Annotated in this window: 14 protein-coding genes, 1 other RNA gene and 1 riboswitch; of the genes, 5 read left to right on the top strand and 10 right to left on the bottom strand. The window is 59.0% G+C overall.

The features are described from left to right. Positions 1 to 10: 10 nt before the first annotated feature. Complete coding sequence (metH, locus tag ETC00_RS13080) at positions 11 to 3,457, bottom strand: methionine synthase (RefSeq protein WP_171566527.1); 3,447 nt, start codon at positions 3,455 to 3,457, stop codon at positions 11 to 13. Between the two features lie 115 nt (positions 3,458 to 3,572). After that, a riboswitch (SAM riboswitch) is annotated at positions 3,573 to 3,671 on the bottom strand. A 202-nt stretch (positions 3,672 to 3,873) separates the two neighbouring features. On the opposite strand from metH, the gene ETC00_RS13075 reads away from it, so the two are divergent. The 3 genes from ETC00_RS13075 (at position 3,874) to argS (ending at position 6,696) form a co-directional block, all read left to right on the top strand. Further along, entirely contained in the window at positions 3,874 to 3,981 is a 108-nt protein-coding gene (locus ETC00_RS13075; RefSeq protein WP_171566526.1) for a YjcZ family sporulation protein, read from the top strand. A 173-nt stretch (positions 3,982 to 4,154) separates the two neighbouring features. After that, entirely contained in the window at positions 4,155 to 4,634 is a 480-nt protein-coding gene (locus tag ETC00_RS13070) for a hypothetical protein (protein WP_171566525.1), read from the top strand. A gap of 346 nt (positions 4,635 to 4,980) precedes the next feature. Further along, positions 4,981 to 6,696, top strand: coding sequence for an arginine--tRNA ligase (gene argS, locus ETC00_RS13065; protein WP_171566524.1), 1,716 nt, complete (start codon positions 4,981 to 4,983; stop codon positions 6,694 to 6,696). A gap of 89 nt (positions 6,697 to 6,785) precedes the next feature. On the opposite strand, the gene ETC00_RS13060 is transcribed toward argS, so the two are convergent. The 7 genes from ETC00_RS13060 to ETC00_RS13030 all read right to left on the bottom strand — a co-directional run bounded on the left by ETC00_RS13060 (position 6,786) and on the right by ETC00_RS13030 (position 14,779). Then, positions 6,786 to 7,169 carry a hypothetical protein gene (locus ETC00_RS13060; RefSeq protein WP_171566523.1) on the bottom strand — a complete coding sequence of 128 codons (384 nt, stop codon included), beginning with the start codon at positions 7,167 to 7,169 and terminating at the stop codon, positions 6,786 to 6,788. 71 nt (positions 7,170 to 7,240) lie between these two features. Beyond that, positions 7,241 to 8,074: a deoxyribonuclease IV gene (locus ETC00_RS13055; RefSeq protein ID WP_171566522.1), complete on the bottom strand. Its 834-nt coding sequence runs from the start codon at positions 8,072 to 8,074 to the stop codon at positions 7,241 to 7,243. Positions 8,075 to 8,628: 554 nt separating this feature from the next. Then, positions 8,629 to 10,185, bottom strand: coding sequence for a solute symporter family protein (locus ETC00_RS13050; protein WP_171566521.1), 1,557 nt, complete (start codon positions 10,183 to 10,185; stop codon positions 8,629 to 8,631). 84 nt (positions 10,186 to 10,269) lie between these two features. Next, positions 10,270 to 11,796, bottom strand: a complete 1,527-nt coding sequence (locus tag ETC00_RS13045; RefSeq protein ID WP_171566520.1) for a solute symporter family protein — start codon at positions 11,794 to 11,796, stop codon at positions 10,270 to 10,272. Continuing rightward, positions 11,793 to 12,140 carry a DUF485 domain-containing protein gene (locus ETC00_RS13040; protein WP_171566519.1) on the bottom strand — a complete coding sequence of 116 codons (348 nt, stop codon included), beginning with the start codon at positions 12,138 to 12,140 and terminating at the stop codon, positions 11,793 to 11,795. The genes ETC00_RS13045 and ETC00_RS13040 overlap by 4 nt, the downstream gene beginning before the upstream one ends. 161 nt (positions 12,141 to 12,301) lie before the next feature. After that, a complete protein-coding gene (locus tag ETC00_RS13035; RefSeq protein ID WP_171566518.1) occupies positions 12,302 to 13,027 on the bottom strand; it encodes a LytR/AlgR family response regulator transcription factor in 726 nt (241 codons plus the stop codon). Then, positions 13,028 to 14,779 (bottom strand): LytS/YhcK type 5TM receptor domain-containing protein, encoded by a 1,752-nt coding sequence (locus ETC00_RS13030; protein WP_171566517.1) that lies wholly within the window; start codon positions 14,777 to 14,779, stop codon positions 13,028 to 13,030. It abuts the gene before it with no gap. Between the two features lie 137 nt (positions 14,780 to 14,916). Here ETC00_RS13030 and asnB point away from each other — a divergent pair, with 137 nt between their 5' ends. Beyond that, positions 14,917 to 16,764 carry an asparagine synthase (glutamine-hydrolyzing) gene (gene asnB, locus ETC00_RS13025; protein WP_171566516.1) on the top strand — a complete coding sequence of 616 codons (1,848 nt, stop codon included), beginning with the start codon at positions 14,917 to 14,919 and terminating at the stop codon, positions 16,762 to 16,764. Positions 16,765 to 16,787: 23 nt separating this feature from the next. On the opposite strand, the gene ETC00_RS13020 is transcribed toward asnB, so the two are convergent. Both ETC00_RS13020 and rnpB read right to left on the bottom strand, forming a co-directional pair. Further along, a complete protein-coding gene (locus ETC00_RS13020; RefSeq protein ID WP_230076798.1) occupies positions 16,788 to 17,363 on the bottom strand; it encodes a DL-endopeptidase inhibitor IseA family protein in 576 nt (191 codons plus the stop codon). 292 nt (positions 17,364 to 17,655) lie between these two features. Beyond that, positions 17,656 to 18,045, bottom strand: an RNA gene (gene rnpB, locus ETC00_RS13015) — RNase P RNA component class B. 133 nt (positions 18,046 to 18,178) lie between these two features. Between rnpB and ETC00_RS13010 the strand changes: the two genes are divergently transcribed. Then, the gene (locus ETC00_RS13010) at positions 18,179 to 18,418 is read left to right on the top strand and encodes a hypothetical protein (protein WP_253264296.1); all 240 of its coding nucleotides are present in this window, start codon (positions 18,179 to 18,181) and stop codon (positions 18,416 to 18,418) included. Positions 18,419 to 18,500 lie beyond the last annotated feature (82 nt).

The raw sequence follows: 18,500 nt of genomic DNA, 5'->3' as shown, positions 1-18,500 counted from the left end.
GTCTATCGGTCTACAGGTCGAACGCGGACGGGCCGGCGTTGAAATACCGCGCCTCCGGATGGGCGAAGACCATCGCCGAGACGGAGGCTTCCGGCTCCATCATGAACCCTTCCGTAAGCTGGATGCCAATGTCCTCCGGTTTCAATAAACGGAACAGCTTGGCCTGATCCTCCAGGTTGGGGCAGGCCGGGTAACCGAACGAGACGCGAATCCCCTGATAACGGGCACCAAACCGCTCCAGCATGGTCATCTCCGCCGGATCGGGGAAGCCCCAGACGTCCCGCATCACGTGGTGCAGCCGCTCCGCGAAGGCTTCCGCCAATTCCAGCGCCAGCGCCTGCAGGACGTGGGAACGGAGGTAGTCCCCCCGCTCTTTCAACAGGGCGGAGCGCTCGCGGATGCCGGAGCCGGCCGTCACGGCCAAAAACCCGACGTAATCCATCTCGCCGCTCTCTACTGGCCTGAGGAAGTCAGACAGACAGAGATACGGTTCCTCCTGCTGACGAGGGAAGTGGAAGCGCTCCAGCAGACGGCTGTGGTCGCGCGGATCGTAGACGAGGATGTCGTCGCCATCCGCCTGGGCGGGGAAAAACTGATACATCCCGTGCGCCGTGATCGTGCCGTCCTGATTGGCTTCCGCCAGCAGCTCCTGCACCAGCTGATACAGCCCGGTCACTTTTTCATCTCCGGTCTCCAGCAGTTTCTCCACGTTGCCGCGGACGCCGAGATGCTTGCCGAGCAGCATCCGCAGGTTGAGGTAGGGCTGCAGATGGCTGATCGGATAGTGGCGCAGCACATGCCGCTCGCAGTCGGGCGGCACGTGAACGGGCACGGTGCGGTTGACGGCGGAGCGCTTCGGCTTGAGCGATGACGCCGCTGTTTCGGCCTGCTTCGTCGTCGACGCTTCCTCTTCCGCTGCCTGCTGAGCCGCACGCAGCTTTTCCCGTTCCACGGGGTCCTGCAGGCGGTTGACCAGGTCGAGCCCATCCATCGCGTCCTTGGCGTACAGCACGATTCCCTTGTACTCCGGCGCGATCCGGTTGGAGGTAAACTTGCGGGTCAGGGCCGCGCCGCCTACCAACAGCGGCACGTCAATCCCGGCTGCCCGCAGGTCCTGGGCGGTAATCACCATCTGCTGCGCCGACTTGACCAGCAGGCCCGACAGGCCGATCGCGTCTGGCTGCTCTTCACGGCAGGCGGCAATCAGCTGCTCCGGCGGCACCTTGATGCCCAGGTTGACCACTTCGTACCCGTTGTTGGCGAGGATGATCTCCACCAGGTTCTTGCCGATGTCATGCACGTCCCCTTTTACCGTCGCCAGCAAAATTTTCCCTTTGGTGGCCGTCTCCGTCTTTTCCATGTAAGGTTCCAGGAACGATACGGAGGCCTTCATCACTTCGGCGCTCTGCAGCACTTCCGCGACGATCAGTTGGTTGTCGTTGAACAGCCGGCCTACCTCTTCCATCCCGGCCATCAGCGGACCGTTGATGATTTCTAGCGGCGTGTATTTCTCCAGCGCCAGCTTCAGGTCGTCCATCAGCCCGTCCTTGGAGCCTTCCACCACGTAACGGGCCAGACGCTCTTCCAGCGTGAGCGACGACGCTTCCACGCGTACTTCCTTTTTCTTCTGCCGGTAAAACTCGGTAAAGGCGGCCAGCGTCTCGTCGTTGGTCTCAAACAGGAGCGCCTCTGCCAATCGCCGCTCCTCTTCCGGAATGGAGGCGTAGCGTTCCAGCTTCTCGGTATTGACGATGGCGTAATCAAGTCCGGCCAGAGTCGTATGGTAAAGGAAGACGGCGTTCAGCACCTCCCGTCCGGCCGCCGGCAGCCCGAACGAGACGTTGCTGATGCCGAGAATCGTCTTGCACTCCGGCATCGCCTCCTTGATCAGGCGGAGGCCTTCCACCGTCTCGCGGGCGGAGCCGATGTACTGCTCGTCGCCGGTGCCCACCGGAAAGACCAGCGGATCGAAAATGATGTCGCGCGGGTTGACCCCGAATCGATTGACCAGCAGATCGTAGGCGCGTTTGGCCACTTCCAGCTTCCGTTCCCGGGTGACTGCCATGCCGGTCTCGTCGATCGTGCCGACGACGACAGCCGCGCCGTACTTGTGAATCAACGGCGCCACCTGTTCAAACCGCTCCAGCCCGTCTTCCAGGTTGATCGAGTTGAGAATCGCCTTGCCCTGCGAGTACCGCAGTCCAAGTTCCATGACGCGCACGTCGGTGGAGTCGATCATCAGCGGCGCTTTCACTTTTTTGATGACAAACTGCAGGAACTTCTCCATGTCCCCGTACTCATCCCGGTCCGGGTCGGCGAGACAGATGTCAATGATCTGTGCCCCCCGCTTTACCTGGGCGCGGGCGATGTCGGACGCTTCCTCGTACTTCCCGGCCGCGATCAGGTCGCGGAATTTTTTCGACCCAATCACGTTGCTCCTCTCTCCGACAAGCAGCGGCCGATTGTCTGCTTCCGCGTAGACGACCTCGATCCCCGACACGGCGCTGACCGGCTGTCCGGCCGGGACACGGGGCTTGCAGTCCTTCAATGCTTCCGCCAGCGCGCGGATATGCTCCGGCGTCGTGCCGCAGCATCCTCCGGCGACGTTGAGCCAGCCCTGCTCGGCAAACGCCCGCATCTTGGCAGCCAGTCCGTGCGGCGTCTCGTGGTAATGGCCGTTTTCATCCGGCAGGCCGGCGTTGGGATAACAGCTCACCCCGCACTGGGCCAAATTCGCCAGCGTGCGCAGATGGTCACGCATGAACTCCGGCCCGGTGGCGCAGTTCAGACCAATGGTAATCGGCTTCAGATGCTCCAACGAGACGTAAAACGCTTCGATGGTTTGCCCGGCCAGGGTCGTGCCCATCGGCTCAATCGTGCCGGAGATCATCACCGGCACTTCCCTGCCCAGCTCCGCGAACGCCCGGCGAATGCCGATGCCGCCGGCCTTGACGTTTAAGGTGTCCTGCGAGGTCTCCAAAAGCAGCGCGTCCACGCCGCCGATCAGCAGCCCTTTCGCCTGCCGGTAGTACGCTTCCACCAGCTCTTCAAAGGTGACGCCTCCCGTCAGAGACAGCGTCTTGGTCGTCGGCCCCATCGAGCCGGCGACGTAACGCGGCCACTCCTGGGTGGAATAGGCGTCAGCCGCTTCCCGTGCTAGCCGGGCTGCAGCGATGTTGATCTCCAGATCTTTGTCTGCCACGTCGTACTCGGCCAGGACGATCGAGGTGGCACCAAACGTGTTGGTCTCCACGATGTCCGCACCCGCCTCCAGGTATTTTTCATGAATGGAGCGGATCACGTCAGGACGGGTGAGATTGAGCAGCTCGTTACAGCCTTCGTAGGCATCACCGCCAAAATCATCAGCAGTCAGGCTGGCCTGTTGCAGCATCGTCCCCATCGCACCGTCCAGAATCAGAATTTTCCGGTAAAGCTGTTCACGAAGACTTATTTTCATGGGGCAAACTCCTTTTCTTCCAAACTCACACGCATTGGTCCGTGTACAATAAAAAATCCTCTTCTGTGTGCAACAAGAAGAGGATTTGTCCGCGAAACATACACGCATGACCATCCTCTTATCTTTCAAAGCACACGCTTTGCTGGAATTGGCACCTGGTAATCCGGTTGCCGAGGCTTCATTGGGCCAGTCCCTCAACCTCTCTGGATAAGAGTCGTCACTGTCTGTTATGCAGTTTTGTCAAACGGTAACGATGTTTGAATGTATCTTAACACCCCCTTTTCCTCGCGTCAATGTAGAATTTGTCTATTTTCTCCAGACTGCCCCCGCCCATTTTTTGCGAGCTGGTCATTCGCCCACAACAACCGGCACATTCGTGTATAGACTAAAGCATACGGAAAGGAGGGGAAACAACAATGAGTACTTCCTACTGCGGTTCCGGCTTTTTCGGTGACACGTTCGCAATTGTGCTCGTTCTGTTTATCCTGTTGGTCATCGTCGGGTGTTCGAACGACTGCAACTAAACGAGTGCGTACATCAACAAGGAGCCTAGCTAAACCTAGGCTCTTTTTTCGCTGGACAACCCTGTCCGCCTGCCGTTCCCTGCGGGACGTTTGCGCCTGATGCTGGTTCGTTGTCAGCCGCTGTCCGTTTTTGCTATGATGAAAAGCGATTCCGTACAAAGGAGCGAACCACTGTGGATCAATTGGTACCCTGTAACCGACAGGAATTCCTCTCTCGCCTGGAGACGGTGAAAGAGTTGGAGCACACGGATTTTGAGACATATTCAATCGTCAAGAATCAAGCGACGGGGCAGCACTACCTGCGTTATTCATTTACGCATGTCAACCTGTTTGAAGGAGGCAGGCGGGACGAATACGACCACTTCCTCCCGCTGGAATCGGACGACGTGCTGGGCATTCTGTTTGGCGACCAGCCCTATCGCTTTCCCGATCACTGGCGCTCTCCCTATCTGCGCAGCGGGACGGATGAGCGGCTGATGCCGTTTGATCCCAGTGAAAACCACGATCTTAAGGAAGCTGCCGAAGCAGAACGATCGCTTCTCACCAAGCTGGCCGAGTACAAGCGGCAGTGGCAGTCGGCCGACGACAAGGAACGGCTGACGCGGGACCTGTTCCACGATTTGGACGATTTGCTGAAAAAACCGGAAGAGTGAGTTGCATCCCGCAGGAGATGCCGCTATAATGCTAGAAGAATATCGTTGTCGCTGAAGAGGAGAGTACTCCGTCAGAAAGCAGAAGCGAGCCGGGGACGGTGGGAGCCCGGTGCAAACTGACGCGGGGAAGCGCACCTCGGAGACGCGTCCTGAAGGTCCGGACAGCCGGATTGCGTAGGGCACGCCGGGTCTGCCCGTTACCGCAGGCAAAGCGGCTTTCGCCTTTTCCCGTGCGGGAGGCGAGAGCAACAAGAGTGGCACCGCGGGAGTACAACCTCTCGTCTCTTCCCTGATGAGACGCAGAGGTTTTTCTATTTTTTAGATTCCAGACCGAAAGGAGAATTCGATGAGCTATAAGCATCAAGCGGCCAGCATCATTGCCGCAGCACTCACCCGCCTCGGCGCGGACCAATTTACCGCCGAAACCGTATACGACATGCTGGAAACGCCACCCAATCCCAGCATGGGGGATATCGCCTTCCCCTGCTTCCAACTGGCCAAGGCGCTTCGCAAAGCGCCGCCGCTGATCGCCTCCGAACTGGCCGGCGAGGTTAGCGGTACGCCGATCCGCGAAGTCAAGGCGGTCGGTCCGTACCTCAACCTGTTCCTCGATCAGCAAAGCGTCGCCCGCGACGTAATCGGCACGATCCTGACGCAGGGCAGCGCATACGGCAGCCGCGACATCGGTAAAGGGCGCAATGTGCCGATTGACCTCTCCTCCCCCAATATCGCCAAGCCGTTCTCCATGGGCCACCTGCGCTCCACCGTAATCGGCAACGCGATCGCCAACATCTTGGAAAAACACGGCTACCGTCCGATCCGCATCAACCACCTGGGCGACTGGGGGACGCAGTTTGGCAAGCTGATCGTCGCCTACAAGCTGTGGGGTGACGAAGAAAAAGTAAAAGCCGAGCCGATCAAGGAGCTGCTCCAGCTCTACGTCCGCTTCCACGAAGAGGCAGAAAAAGACCCGTCGCTGGAAGATCAGGGACGCGAGTGGTTCAAAAAGCTGGAGGACGGAGACGAGGAAGCGCGCCGCCTCTGGCAGTGGTTCCGCGACGAGTCGCTGAAAGAATTCATGAAAATCTACGACCTCATGGGCGTTCGATTTGACTCGTTCCACGGCGAGGCGTTCTACAACGACAAGATGGACCGCGTCGTCGCCATGCTGGAGGAACAAGGGCTGTTGACCGAATCTGAGGGCGCCCTGGTGGTCAATCTGGACGAGTATGACATGCCGCCGTGCCTGATCAAAAAATCGGACGGTGCCACCCTGTACGCCACCCGCGACCTGGCAGCCGCCCTGTATCGGAATGAAACCTATGACTTTGCCAAGGCCCTCTACGTCGTGGGCAACGAGCAGCGCCTCCACTTCCAGCAGCTGTTCAAAGTGCTGGAAAAGATGGGCTTTGAATGGGCCAAGGAAATGTACCACATCCCGTTTGGCATGATGCTCAAGGACGGCAAGAAAATGTCCACCCGCAAAGGAAAAGTGGTCCTGCTGGAAGAAGTGCTGGCTCAGGCCATCGAAGACGTGCTGAACGTGATCCGGGAGAAAAATCCGTCGCTGGAAAACAAGGAAGAGGTGGCTAGACAGGTTGGGGTTGGTGCGGTCATCTTCCACGACCTGAAAAACTACCGCCTGAACGACATCAATTTCTCCTGGGAGGAAATGCTTACGTTTGAAGGCGAGACCGGTCCGTACGTCCAGTACACGCACGCCCGCGCCTGCTCGCTGCTGCGCAAGGGCGAGTACGTGCCGATCAGCGAGGTGATGCTGCCCGAAGGCGCCCTGGACAGCAAGGAAGCCTGGGCGGTCATCACGCTGCTGAACAGCTTCCCGGAAGTGATCGACCGGGCGCGGGAGCAGTTTGACCCGTCGCAGATCGGCAAATACGTCATCGACCTGGCGCAGGCGTTCAACAAGTTCTACGCCAATGTCCGCATCCTGGCGGAAGAAGCAGACGTCAAGACGGCCCGTCTGCAATTGGTCGCCGCCGTGGTGACAGTGCTGAAAGAGGGGCTGCGCCTGCTCGGAATCGCCGCGCCGGAAGAGATGTAATCGCCTGTTGACGAAAATACACCCGTCAAAAAAGCCGACGTTCCTGTTGTGACAGGACGTCGGCTTTTCTTTTCAATGGTGAACAGGTGCTACTTTTTCCCAAACCACGTCTTGCCGAGCAGTTCCACCACCTGCTTGGACAGGGAGCGCGGCGGCTCTGTTTCGGCGCCGGACGCGTCGACGAGACGGTACAACAGCGCCTTGTCGTCTGCCGGGTCCGACTTGGTCTCCAGCGTCAGTGCGCCAATCGTCCCCGCTTTCGTCCATTCCTCGATCATGATCTGATACTCGCCGGGAGCCAGTTCGATGTAGTCCCCGTCGGGCAGGTCGATCACGGCATAGCCGTCATGCTCGATTTCCGCATCGTATGTATGTCCGTTTGCCGCCTCATACAAGGCCAGCTCTTCCGGATTGTTCAGGTTTTCCCGGAGCGGAGCAAAATCCTCGATGGTAACCTTGACTCTTCGTTTCACACAGACTCCTCCTCGCTGACAGCGCACTGTACGGTTTACTCTCACACTCTACCATACGACCGGTCAGCCTGTCACGGCCCGGCCAGCTGTCGCACCAGGGCAATTTCCTCCCGGTGGTCCCCGCCGGGCGGACGGGGCGTTTCCAGCACGACCGGAATTCCCCGCAGTTCTGGTGTCCGCAGCAGCGAGACGAACGCTTCCCTGCCGATCGCACCACGCCCGATCGGCGCGTGCCTGTCGCGAAAGGAGACGGCCGGATACACCGAATCGTTGAGGTGAACAGCGGCCAGCGCGCCCAGATACCCGAGATTCCGCATGCGGTCGGCCACCTGCTCCCAGTCGTCTCCCGTCCACAGCCCGCTGGCAAAGGCGTGGCACGTGTCGAAGCAGAAGCCCACCTTTTCCGGATGATTCAGCAGCTGCCGCACCTGGGTCAGTTCTTCCAGCGTTGTCCCCATGCGGCTGCCCTGGCCCGCGTTGTTTTCGATCAGCAGCTTCGCCGCACCGCTCCAGCCGTCCAGAATGTCGTTTACCATCCGGATCATCAAACGGTACCCTTCCAGCACATCCGCCCCCTTGTATTGGCCGAAGTGGACGACCACCCCGATGGAACCGCATGATTCGGCGATTTCCAGGTCGTTTCGCAGTGAATCAGCAATCGCTTCATACAATGCGCCCGGCGCTGCGGCAAGATTGACAGGATAGGACGTGTGGGCGATGGAGACGATCCCCTGCTCTCGGCAAAAGGCGCGGCATGCCTCTGCATCCTTCGGGTCGAACGCTTTGAGCGTCAGACTGCGCGGGTTTTTGGGAAAGTATTGGAACGCGTCGGCTCCCAGCGCCAAAGCCGTCTTTGCTGCGGCCAGATACCCGCCGCGAATGCTGACGTGACACCCGACGTACACGCAACTCCCTCCCTGTGGCATGTGGTATCCAGGATCCTTTTCCGCGATTCACAGGCCGGATTGGAGACACTGCTCCGAAAGCGTCCCGCTGCGATTGGCCAGAACCTCCCGTTCGGAAGCCTGTCCGCAACAGTTTATCCCAATTGCAGGAAAATATTTGGAGGGAAAAATTGGCTAATGGTGAACTGGTATACTTTGATGTCTGATGATCACTGGGAGTAATGTGTTATGGTTGGCAGGAAAGTCCTGAAAATCCTAAAAGAGGTCATATTGTTTCCGATAGAGCTGATGACTGGTTTGGTTACGGCAATTCGAAGTTTAATGAAGAAACCGAAAGTAACCACTCTTGTGATTCTGGTTTGTTTGTTGATTACGCTTATGGCAGGTTGGGTAATCTTCAATCTTCCAGGCACTTGAGTGAGCACTTCAGAACAAATATTGAGAAACCACCCCTCAAGTCGAATACGTTGAGGGGTGGTTTTGTTGTTGAATATGAAGGACAACTTCCGTTGTGCGTGAAAGCGGCCCGTCCTGATACGCCGACTGCGGCCGCTCTATGCGTTTGGCGTGCGCCTGTACCGGTCGGCGGGCGGGCGGATGCCGGTATACGCCTGCACCAGCACCCGATCGTACCGCTCCGACGCCCCCGGCGACGGTCGGCTCAACCAAGTGCCCAGCATCGCGCCGAGGAACCCGAGCGGAATCGAGACCAGGCCCGGATTGGCCAGGGGAAACAGCGGTTCGGCCAGAATCATGCCGTGCTCGGGATGCATTACCGACGGGCCGAGACTGACGAGCAGGAGCGAAGCCACAACACCGGTGATGACTCCGGCGATCGCTCCCTGCACCGTAAACCGCCTCCAGTACAAGGTAAACAGGATCATCGGCAGGTTGGCCGAAGCCGCCACAGCAAAAGTGAGCGCCACGAGAATCGCCACGTTCATCTTCTCCGCACCGATCGCCAGCCAGATGGAGACGAAGCCGACAGCGACGGACGACGCCTTGGCGACCAGCACCTGCTCCCGTTCGGAAGCCTGCCCGCTGCGGACGATGTGGCTGTAGACGTCGTGGGCGAACGCGGAAGACGCGGCGAGCACCAATCCGGTCACGACTGCCAGTATCGTGGCGAAGGCGACGGCCGAGATGTAGGCCATCAGGAATTCGCCCCCCAGCGCATCAGCCAGCAGCGTCACCGTCAGATTTCCCCCAAACCCGGCCTGATTCAGGGTCTGCCAGCCGATAAACGCGCACGCGCCGAATCCCAGCAGAATGGTCATCAGGTAAAACGCCCCCATGATCCAGGTGGCCGTGATGATCGACTTGCGCGTGGTGACTGCGTCCTTCACCGTAAACAGCCGGGCGATGATGTGCGGCAGGCCGGCCGTGCCCAGGATCAGCGCCAGATGCAGCGAAAGGATGTCCAGCGGCTTGACGTACTGGTTGCCCGGATAGAGGTACCGCTCCCCGAGCGGAGTAGCCGTGCTGACGTAATCAAACAGCGCTGCCAGGCTCCAGTCAAAGCGGGCCAGCACGATCATGGAAACGATGCAGGTCCCCGTCAGGAGCAGAATGGCCTTGATAATCTGCACCCAGGAGGTGGCCTCCATCCCGCCAAAGACGACGTAGATCGTCATCAGGCTGCCCACCACCATCACCGCGGTCTTGTACTCGATGTCAAACAGGTGGTGGATCAGCGCTCCCGCCCCCACCAGTTGAGCGATCATGTAAAAAATCGTGATCAGCAGTGTCGTGCAGGCGATCACCCCGCGCAGCCCTTTGCTGTCAAAGCGAACGGCGATCGCGTCGGCCAGGGTGTATCGCCCCAGGTTGTGCAGCGGTTCCGCGATCAAAGACAGCATCACCAGATAGGAGACGAAAAATCCGATCGCGTAGAGAAAGCCGTCAAATCCGTACAGGGCGATCGTACCCGCAATGCCGAGGAAAGACGCAGCGCTCATGTAGTCTCCCGCGATGGCTACGCCGTTCTGCAAACCGGTCAGACGGTTGCCCGCAGCGTAGAACTCACGCGGGTTGACCGCCCGCCTGGCTGCCGAATACGTGATGAACAGCGTGCCGATAATGACGCTGCAAAAGAAAATCACCGCAGACATGCCAGCCTCCACTTCCGCCTGAATGGCAAAGAAGCCGGGGCGTACACCCCAGCATCTCCAGTTTCCTGTATACTTATCCGCGGGCTATGCCGTTTCCTTCATGCCCGTATTGGCCTTGACCAGAATTTCTTCAAATTTGGCGTCGTCCCGCGAGGAGGAAAAGTACGTGCCGATCCATGCGGCCAAAAAGCCCAGCGGGATGGAGACGATGCCCGGATTGCTGAGCGGGAAGAGCGCTTCGCCGACGAGAATCGCCTTGCCCGGCTCCGGATGCCAGACGTTCGGGCTGAGGGCGACCAGGATCAGGGAGCTGAACAGCCCCACCAGCATGCCGGTCACCGCTCCCGTCGTGTTAAAGCGGCGCCAGTAAATGGTGAAGATGATCACCGGCAGGTTGGCGCTGGCTGCCACCGCAAACGCGAGCGCCACGAGAAAGGCGACGTTCAGCTTTTGCGCGAACAAGGCAAGCAGGATGGAGATGACAGCCACGCCGACCGACGCCCACTTGGCCGCCAACATCTGCTCGCGCTCCGACGCTTTGCCCTGCCGGATCACGTGGCTGTAAAAATCGTGCGCAAAGGCGGACGCAGCCGACAGGACCAGCCCCGCCACCACAGCCAGGATCGTGGCGAAGGCGACGGCGGAGACAAACGCGAACAGGAAGTTCCCCCCGAGGTACTGCGCCAGCAGCGGAGCGCCCATGTTGCCCGCCGGGTCCATGTTGTCCTGCCCGACGAACGCAGCCGCACCAAAGCCCAGGAAAATGGTCATGACGTAGAAAATGCCGATGATCCAGGTGGCGTACACTACCGACTTTCGGGCGGTCGGCGCATCCTTCACGGTAAAGAAGCGAATCAGGATGTGCGGCAGGCCGGCCGTGCCCAGCACCAGCGCCAGGTTGAGCGAGATCGTGTCCAGCCCGTCCTTGAACTTGTTGCCGGGATGGAGAAACTTCTCGCCCAGCGGCGTTGCCGTCTGCATGTGTTCAAACATGGCCGTAAAGCTGAAGCCAAATTTGGCAAACACCATCAGTGAGATGATGAACGTGCCGGCCATCAACAGCACCGCCTTGACGATCTGCACCCAGGAAGTGGCGGTCATCCCGCCGAAGACCACGTACACCGTCATCAAGGCGCCGACGATCAGCACGGACGTGGTGTATTCCAGCCCGAGCAAAAGTTTGATCAGCGCGCCGGCCCCCACCAACTGCGCGATCATGTAAAAAATGGAGATGGCGACGGAGTTGAGCGCTGCCACGCCGCGAATCTGCTTGTTGTTGAAGCGCGCCGCAATCATGTCCGCCATCGTGTACTTGCCCAGATTTCGCAGCGGTTCGGCCACCAGGTACAGCACGACCAGGTACGCGACGAGAAACCCGATGCTGTAGAAAAAGCCGTCGAAGCCGGACAGCGCGATCATCCCGGCGATGCCGAGGAACGAAGCTGCCGACATGTAGTCGCCGGCGATCGCCAGGCCGTTCTGCCATCCGGTCAGGCCGCCCCCGGCGGTGTAAAATTCGCTGGTCGTATTGGTTCGCTTGGAAGCGTAGTAGGTGATGATGAGCGTCAAGATGACAATGGCCAGAAACAGCAAAAACGCGGTTACGTTCATACCTGTTTCCCTCCCGTCTCCTGTTTGATCTGTTCCACCATCCGGTCAAACTCTTCCGAACGCTTGGTGTAGATGATACAGAGCGTCCAGGTCATGATGAACTGGGCAAAAGCAAATACCCATGCCCAGGTGATCACCCCGATAGCGGGACGGTTCAGGACTTCAAAGTAAGAGGTCATGATTGGGAGGGTGAAATAGAACACGAAGAAAAAAATGGAATAAGGCAGAATGAAAGCTTTTTTTCGCCTCAGCAGTTCCTTGAAGGCGGCGGAACGGCTTACGGCCGTGTAGTCAATCGACTGCGGCTTCGACTTTCCTTGGACCGCCGGGCTCGTATTTCCCATTGGAACTCCCCCTCTTGCAAATGTGGCGCCTACTGGATTGTAAGCGCTTCCTTTAGTTTTTTACAGTTTACAAAAAAATATCAATATTGCGTATATTTTTGCGTATCTTGCACAATCTCGTGCGCCACATGCACAAAACGAGGAATCAGCGCAGGCAACCTTTACCCTTCCAAGCGTTTCAGCAGGTCTTTTGCCGCCGTGCGGGAGACGGGTACGCGCACTTTTTTCGGTCCTTTCAATATCAGGTTGTACGCCCCGTTGAACCATGGCTCCAGCTCGCTGACGTACTGCAGGTTGACCAGGTAGCTCTTGTGCGTGCGGAAAAAGGAATGGGCTTGCAGCTTTTCCTCCAACTGCTGCAAGGTCATCCGGGTGGTGTACACCTCTGTCTCCGTGCAGATGCGCACTACCCGATCGTCCCGAACGGCGTACATGATCGCGGCCGGATCGATCACCACCAGCCGGCTGCTCTCTTCCACAATCAGCTTGGAGACTTTTCCCGCCTGCGGCCCGGATGTCTCCGCGAGCCGCTTGCGCACGCGCTGCAGTGTTTCCCGCAGACGTTGGGGTTCCGTCGGCTTCAGCAGGTAATCGACGGCATTCAGCTTGAACGCTTCCACCGCGTAGTCCTCGTGGGCGGTCGAAAAGACCAGCAGCGGGCGATCCTTGCGCGCCGCCAGCATGCGGGCTGCCTGATCCCCCTCCAGTTCCGGCATTTTGATGTCCAGAAACACCACGTCCGGGTCGTGCTCTTCCACCAGGCGCAACAGTTCCCTGCCATTGGAGGCACAGGGCAGGAGTTCTACGTCGCTTTCCTGCTGAAGCAGGTAGGTCAGCTCTTCCCGAGCCAGGTGTTCGTCTTCGGCTATCATGACACGAATGACCATCTAGGCATCCTCTCCTCCTCTGTGAGGTATGAAAAAGGTGATCCGGCTGCCCCCCTCCGGTTTGTTGGCAAAACGCAGACGGGCTGATTGGCCGAGCAGGCTGACCAGCCGCTGGTTGACGTTGTAGACGCCGATCCCGTTTCCGTCGCGGCTCTCCAGCGGCATCGCGCCCAGCTTGTCCAGGATGTCCGCGGGGATGCCCGCACCGTTGTCCTCGATGACCACGGCCACCCGTCGTCCGTCCTGCTTTACACGCACCTCGATCTCCCCGCCGCTGGTCTTGCCCCGCAGGCCGTGGTGAATGCTGTTCTCCACGAGCGTTTGCAGCGTTCCCGGCGGGATCAGCGCTTCTTCGACTCCGTCGTCCGCCTCACAGCGGACGACAAACTGTTCCGCAAAGCGAATGTTGATGATCTCCAGATATGCGTTCAAGTGATTCAGTTCCTGTCCGACGGTGACCAGCGGGCTCGCCGTCAGCTTCAGGTTGAGGCGCATGAACACGCCGAGCTGGATCGTCATGTGCCGCGCCAGATCGGGATTGATCCGAATCAGGGTGACGATGGAATTGAGTGTGTTGAACAGGAAATGCGGCTGAATTTGCGCCTGCAGCATCCTGAGCTCCGCATCCTTCATCAGCCCTTTCATTTTCTCAGCCAGGGTCAGCGTCAGCTGATTGGACAGCAGGTTGCCCAGTCCTTTGGCCAGTGCTTCCTGCACCTTGCCGATCTGTTGGGGACGGCGAAAATACAGCTTGATCAATCCGACCACGCTGTCCCCTTCCCGGATCGGCACCACCACTGCCGCTTGCAGCGGACAGTGCTTTTGCCCACAGGAGACGCTCTCACGGGTAAGTCCCGTCTCGATGCCGCCGCTGAACATCGCCCGCCGGTCCAGATCGCTCCCGATCGGCTCGCCGGGCAGGTGGTGATCCGCTCCGGCACCGACGTGGGCGAGCAGGCGCTCCCGGTCGGTGACCGCCACAGCAGCCGCCTTCGTCTCCCGCAGCAGCAGTTGGGCGGCGGCTTGAGACGTCTGCGGCGTCAGGCCCTGCTTGAGATGCGGCAGAATCCGCTCGGCAATGGTAAAGGCCCGTTCCGCTTCCGTCGCGGCGGAGCGCTCCTCCTCTTTCAGGGCGACGTGAATCATCGTGGTAAAGATGGCGATGGAGATGCTGTTGGTCAACACCATGGGAATGCCGATCAGATTGACGACAGTCCGAACCAGCTCGGGAGGATGTGCGAAAATCAGCAGCAGCGACATTTGGATGATGGGGGCGAACATGCCGATAAACAGCGCTTTGGCGGGAGAGATTACCCGCTCCTGGGAAAAAAAGCGCGCCACGTAACCGGCGAAGAGACCGGTGATCGGCACGGATAGTCCCGCCGGCCAGGCGGCAAATCCACCCAGGCTGTAGAGATGAGCTCCGGCGATCAAACCCGCTCCCAGTCCCACCAATGGCCCGCCCAACAGCCCGCCGATCACCACGCCTACCAGGGTGGAGTTGGCGATCGCTTCATCGGACTGCAGGGAAAAGATCCAGAAAGCGGGGTGGTACACCTCCTCCCGCACCACCACGCCCGCATAGGTGCCGGCCATTCCGAACAGGCCAAACAACAGCGAATACGCAATCGACGTCCCGAGGTGAACGTCCCGGTCCAGCAGCTGGCGAAACAGCGGGATGCGCGTCAGAATAAAGGCGAGCGTAAGCAATATCCCCATCCGCTCAATCAACAACAGCGTCAACTGTTCCACTGCGCCATCCCTCCGCAACTCTCTCCATCTGTTAACAATTCCGCTTTCGCTTTTGCTTTCCCTGCTGGACAGACAACTTGGCTGGGCGCCCTGCATAGGCTGGATGTGCAACGCTTCATGCGGAAGGGTGACCGATTATGTGCGGAATTGCTGGATGGGTTGACTGGGAAAAAGACCTTTCCCGGGAGAGAGCCACGATTGAAACCATGACACAGACGCTGACCAGCCGGGGACCTGACGACGAGGGATACTGGCTGTCGCCGCGGGTCGCATTTGGACACCGACGGCTGTGCGTCGTCGACCCTGCGGGCGGCCGTCAACCGATGACGCGCTACCGGGGCGGACACGCCTATACCTTGATATACAACGGAGAGCTGTACAACACGGACGATCTTCGCCAGATTCTAGTGGAAAAGGGCCATACGTTCCACTCTCACTCGGACACGGAAGTGCTGCTCGCTTCCTACATCGAATGGGGCAGCGAGTGTGTCCACAGGTTGAACGGCATCTTTGCCTTTGCGGTCTGGAACGAACGGGAGCAAACCCTGTTTCTTGCCCGCGACCGTCTGGGGGTAAAGCCGCTCTTTTACGCCAGACGGGGCAGTTCGTTTCTGTTTGGGTCAGAGCTGAAGGCGCTGTTGGCCCATCCGGATGTAGAGCCGGTCTTGTCCCGGGAAGGGATCGCGGAAATTTTTGCTCTCGGTCCGGCCCGGACACCTGGACACGGCGTTTTTCACGACGTCTTTGAACTACGCCCCGGCTGCCACCTGACGGTCACCCGCGAGCGCTTCACCATCAAGCGGTACTGGCAAGTGGAAAGCCGCCCCCACACCGACGACGCGGACCGAACCGTCCAAACCGTACGGACGCTCTTGATCGATTCAATTCAGCGGCAGCTGGTCGCGGACGTCCCGGTCGCCACGCTGCTCTCCGGCGGGCTGGACTCCAGCGCCATCACCGCGATCGCGGCCGAGACCTTCCGGCGCGACGGACGGGGCCCGCTCCACACCTATTCCATCGACTATGTGGACAACGACCGCCACTTCCAGGCAAACGCCTTTCAGCCCAATGCCGACGCCCCGTACGTGCAGAAGGTTTCCCGCTTCTTTGGGACCATTCACCACGCCATCGAGATTGACACGCCCGAACTGGTGGATGCCCTGCGCACCGCCGCGTACGCTCGCGACTTGCCCGGCATGGCTGACGTCGACGCGTCTCTTTACCTGTTTTGCCGCGAGATCAAAAAGGAAACGACGGTGGTCCTCTCCGGGGAGTGCGCAGACGAAATCTTTGGCGGCTACCCCTGGTTCCACCGCGAGGATCTGCTCCACTCCCGCACGTTCCCTTGGTCACAGGCCATCGAACAGCGGGCCGCCTGGCTTTCGCCCGATCTGCGGGAGTGGGTGAAACCGGTGGAATACGCAGCGCAGCGGTATGAGGAGACGCTTGACGAGGTGCCGCATCTGCCCGGCGAAAGTCCGCTGGAAGCACGCCGCCGGGAAATGTTTTACTTAAACCTCACCTGGTTTATGAACACGCTGCTGGATCGCAAGGACCGAATGAGCATGGCGGCCAGCCTGGAAGCACGTGTGCCGTTTTGTGACCACCGGCTGGTGGAATACGTCTGGAACATCCCCTGGTCGCTAAAAATGTGGGGCGGCCGCGAAAAGGGCATTCTGCGCAAGGCACTGGAGGGCATCGTGCCGGACGACGTCCTGTACCGCAAAAAAAGCCCCTACCCGAAAACGCATAATCCTGCGTACACGGAAGCGACCCGCACCTGGCTTCTGGAGATTCTAAACGATCCCTCCTCTCCCCTGCATCAGCTGATCGACACGGCAGCGATCAGACGCCTGGCCATGACAGATGCGAAAGCGACGGACGTCCCGTTTTTCGGCCAGTTGATGAGCACGCCCCAACTGTTTGCCTACCTGGCACAGATGGATGTGTGGTTGCGGGCGTATCACGTCACGATCCGTTCCTGACGAAAAAAGCTCCTCGACCCCACTTACGGGGTCTTGAGGAGCTTTCTTTTTTTCCTGACGGCGTTCCGCTTCGCGGCCGGTTGGGCGGTCGGCTTTGCGGCGGGAATGATGAACGGTTCGGCAGCTGCCGCTGGCTTCGCCGAACAGGAACGGTATCGGATATCAAACTGTCGGGCTGTGCGTTTGGCGATGGAAAAGGGACTGGACGGCCCTGTGCGGACAAAGCGGTAATCAATGCAAACGCGGGTGGCGCCTCCGGTGAGCACGGCCCGGACCACTTTTTGATTGGGGCGATTTCGTACGATGCGCAGCGATTGGACCATGGTGGGGAACAACGGCACGTCCCCTGCCGGCACGCACAGTTTACCTTTGACGAGGCGCAGGTTCAGATTGCACACCATCACCCGTGTCAGCCGCTTCCCCCAATATCGACGAAAATACCGGGCTATTTTGCGTCGAGTGTTAAACCGATCCGGCAAGGGGGTGTAGTCGACGCCGTTGACCGTGTAGATGACCTTGCGACGCGGAGAAGACATCACCCTGCTCCAGACCTGTTCCGCCTGTTCGATCATGTTTCGGAAAAAGCGTTCGTGATCCAAGAAATCACCTCCTCCTAAAACCTATGGAAGAGGGCTTGTGCTAGTACGCCCGATTAACCGCCTGTTTTTCCGGCGTGAGCCGTCACGACAGGCTGTTCGCTTGCTTCGTTCGGGTGCCTGAAAGGCGGGAGTATGTATTGACGATATGCTCGAAGGAGTTGGCAAACATTCGGATTTGGGGAGCGAGTTGAAGGTTTCTTTGAGGACATCCCTCGCTTGCGTCGGGAGAAGCAGGCAATAAAAAAACCGTCTGGTGACCAGACGGTTTTGCGTACGTCGTGATAGCAAGGAATGCTGTAAGCCAGGTTCTGTGTCTCCCGTGCTGCAAGCGGGGCTTTTTCCCCTCGCACCAAGAGCGGTAGTCATCTATCTATGGCAGCTTACAGCCGCCATCCGTCCCTCCGTTCATTTCCTTCGGGACGGTTCCCCTACCAAATTTGGGTTTCTCGCTCGCAGGGTTTACCGCGTTCCATCTCCCCTGTCGCCAGGGAAGCTCCGTTTCTGTGGCACTTTCAGCGTACTCGGGTCTCAGGGAGAACCCTTTCCGCGCCGTCAGCGAAGCCGAAGCCTCACTGCCCTGGTTTGCACCAGGTACGAACACTCCAGGCATCTCAGCCTGGGCGAGCCTGGACTTTCCTCTACCGCCGACCGAGAACGGCCGCGGCAGCGACTACCCACATTCCTTGCTATACCGAATCAGTACCATATAATTTAGCACATGGCGGATGTTCAGTCAACGAGAATCATCTGGCAAGCATGGCAAATTGTTAACAGGACCCGCCTGTAGTACAATGAGGGACAAAGGAGGGCTGAGCGTGATCACCATTACTCCGGCCGCTGCCGCTCGTCTGTCCGCGTTGATCGCACAAGAGCAGGACGCCGACCGTCTGGGCATCAAAATCATTGCAACCACATCGGGCTGCGGCAGTTTAGCGTACAGCATTGCCATCACGGAGGCGAGCCGCATGGACAAATCGATCGACGTGAGTGGCATACGTCTGTTTTTACCGCGAAGAAGAAAAAGACATGCTGAACGGAATTATTGTGGACTTTGATCCAATGACCGGCCGATTTTCTCTCGCCCATCCCCGTCCGCCGCAGACCGGCTGCCCGTTATCTCACTGACAGGAGGGATTT

The sequence above is a fragment of the Brevibacillus sp. MCWH genome (assembly GCF_013096935.1).
Lineage (GTDB): Bacteria > Bacillota > Bacilli > Brevibacillales > Brevibacillaceae > Brevibacillus > Brevibacillus aydinogluensis.
This window is presented reverse-complemented; position numbering and strand designations above follow the sequence as displayed.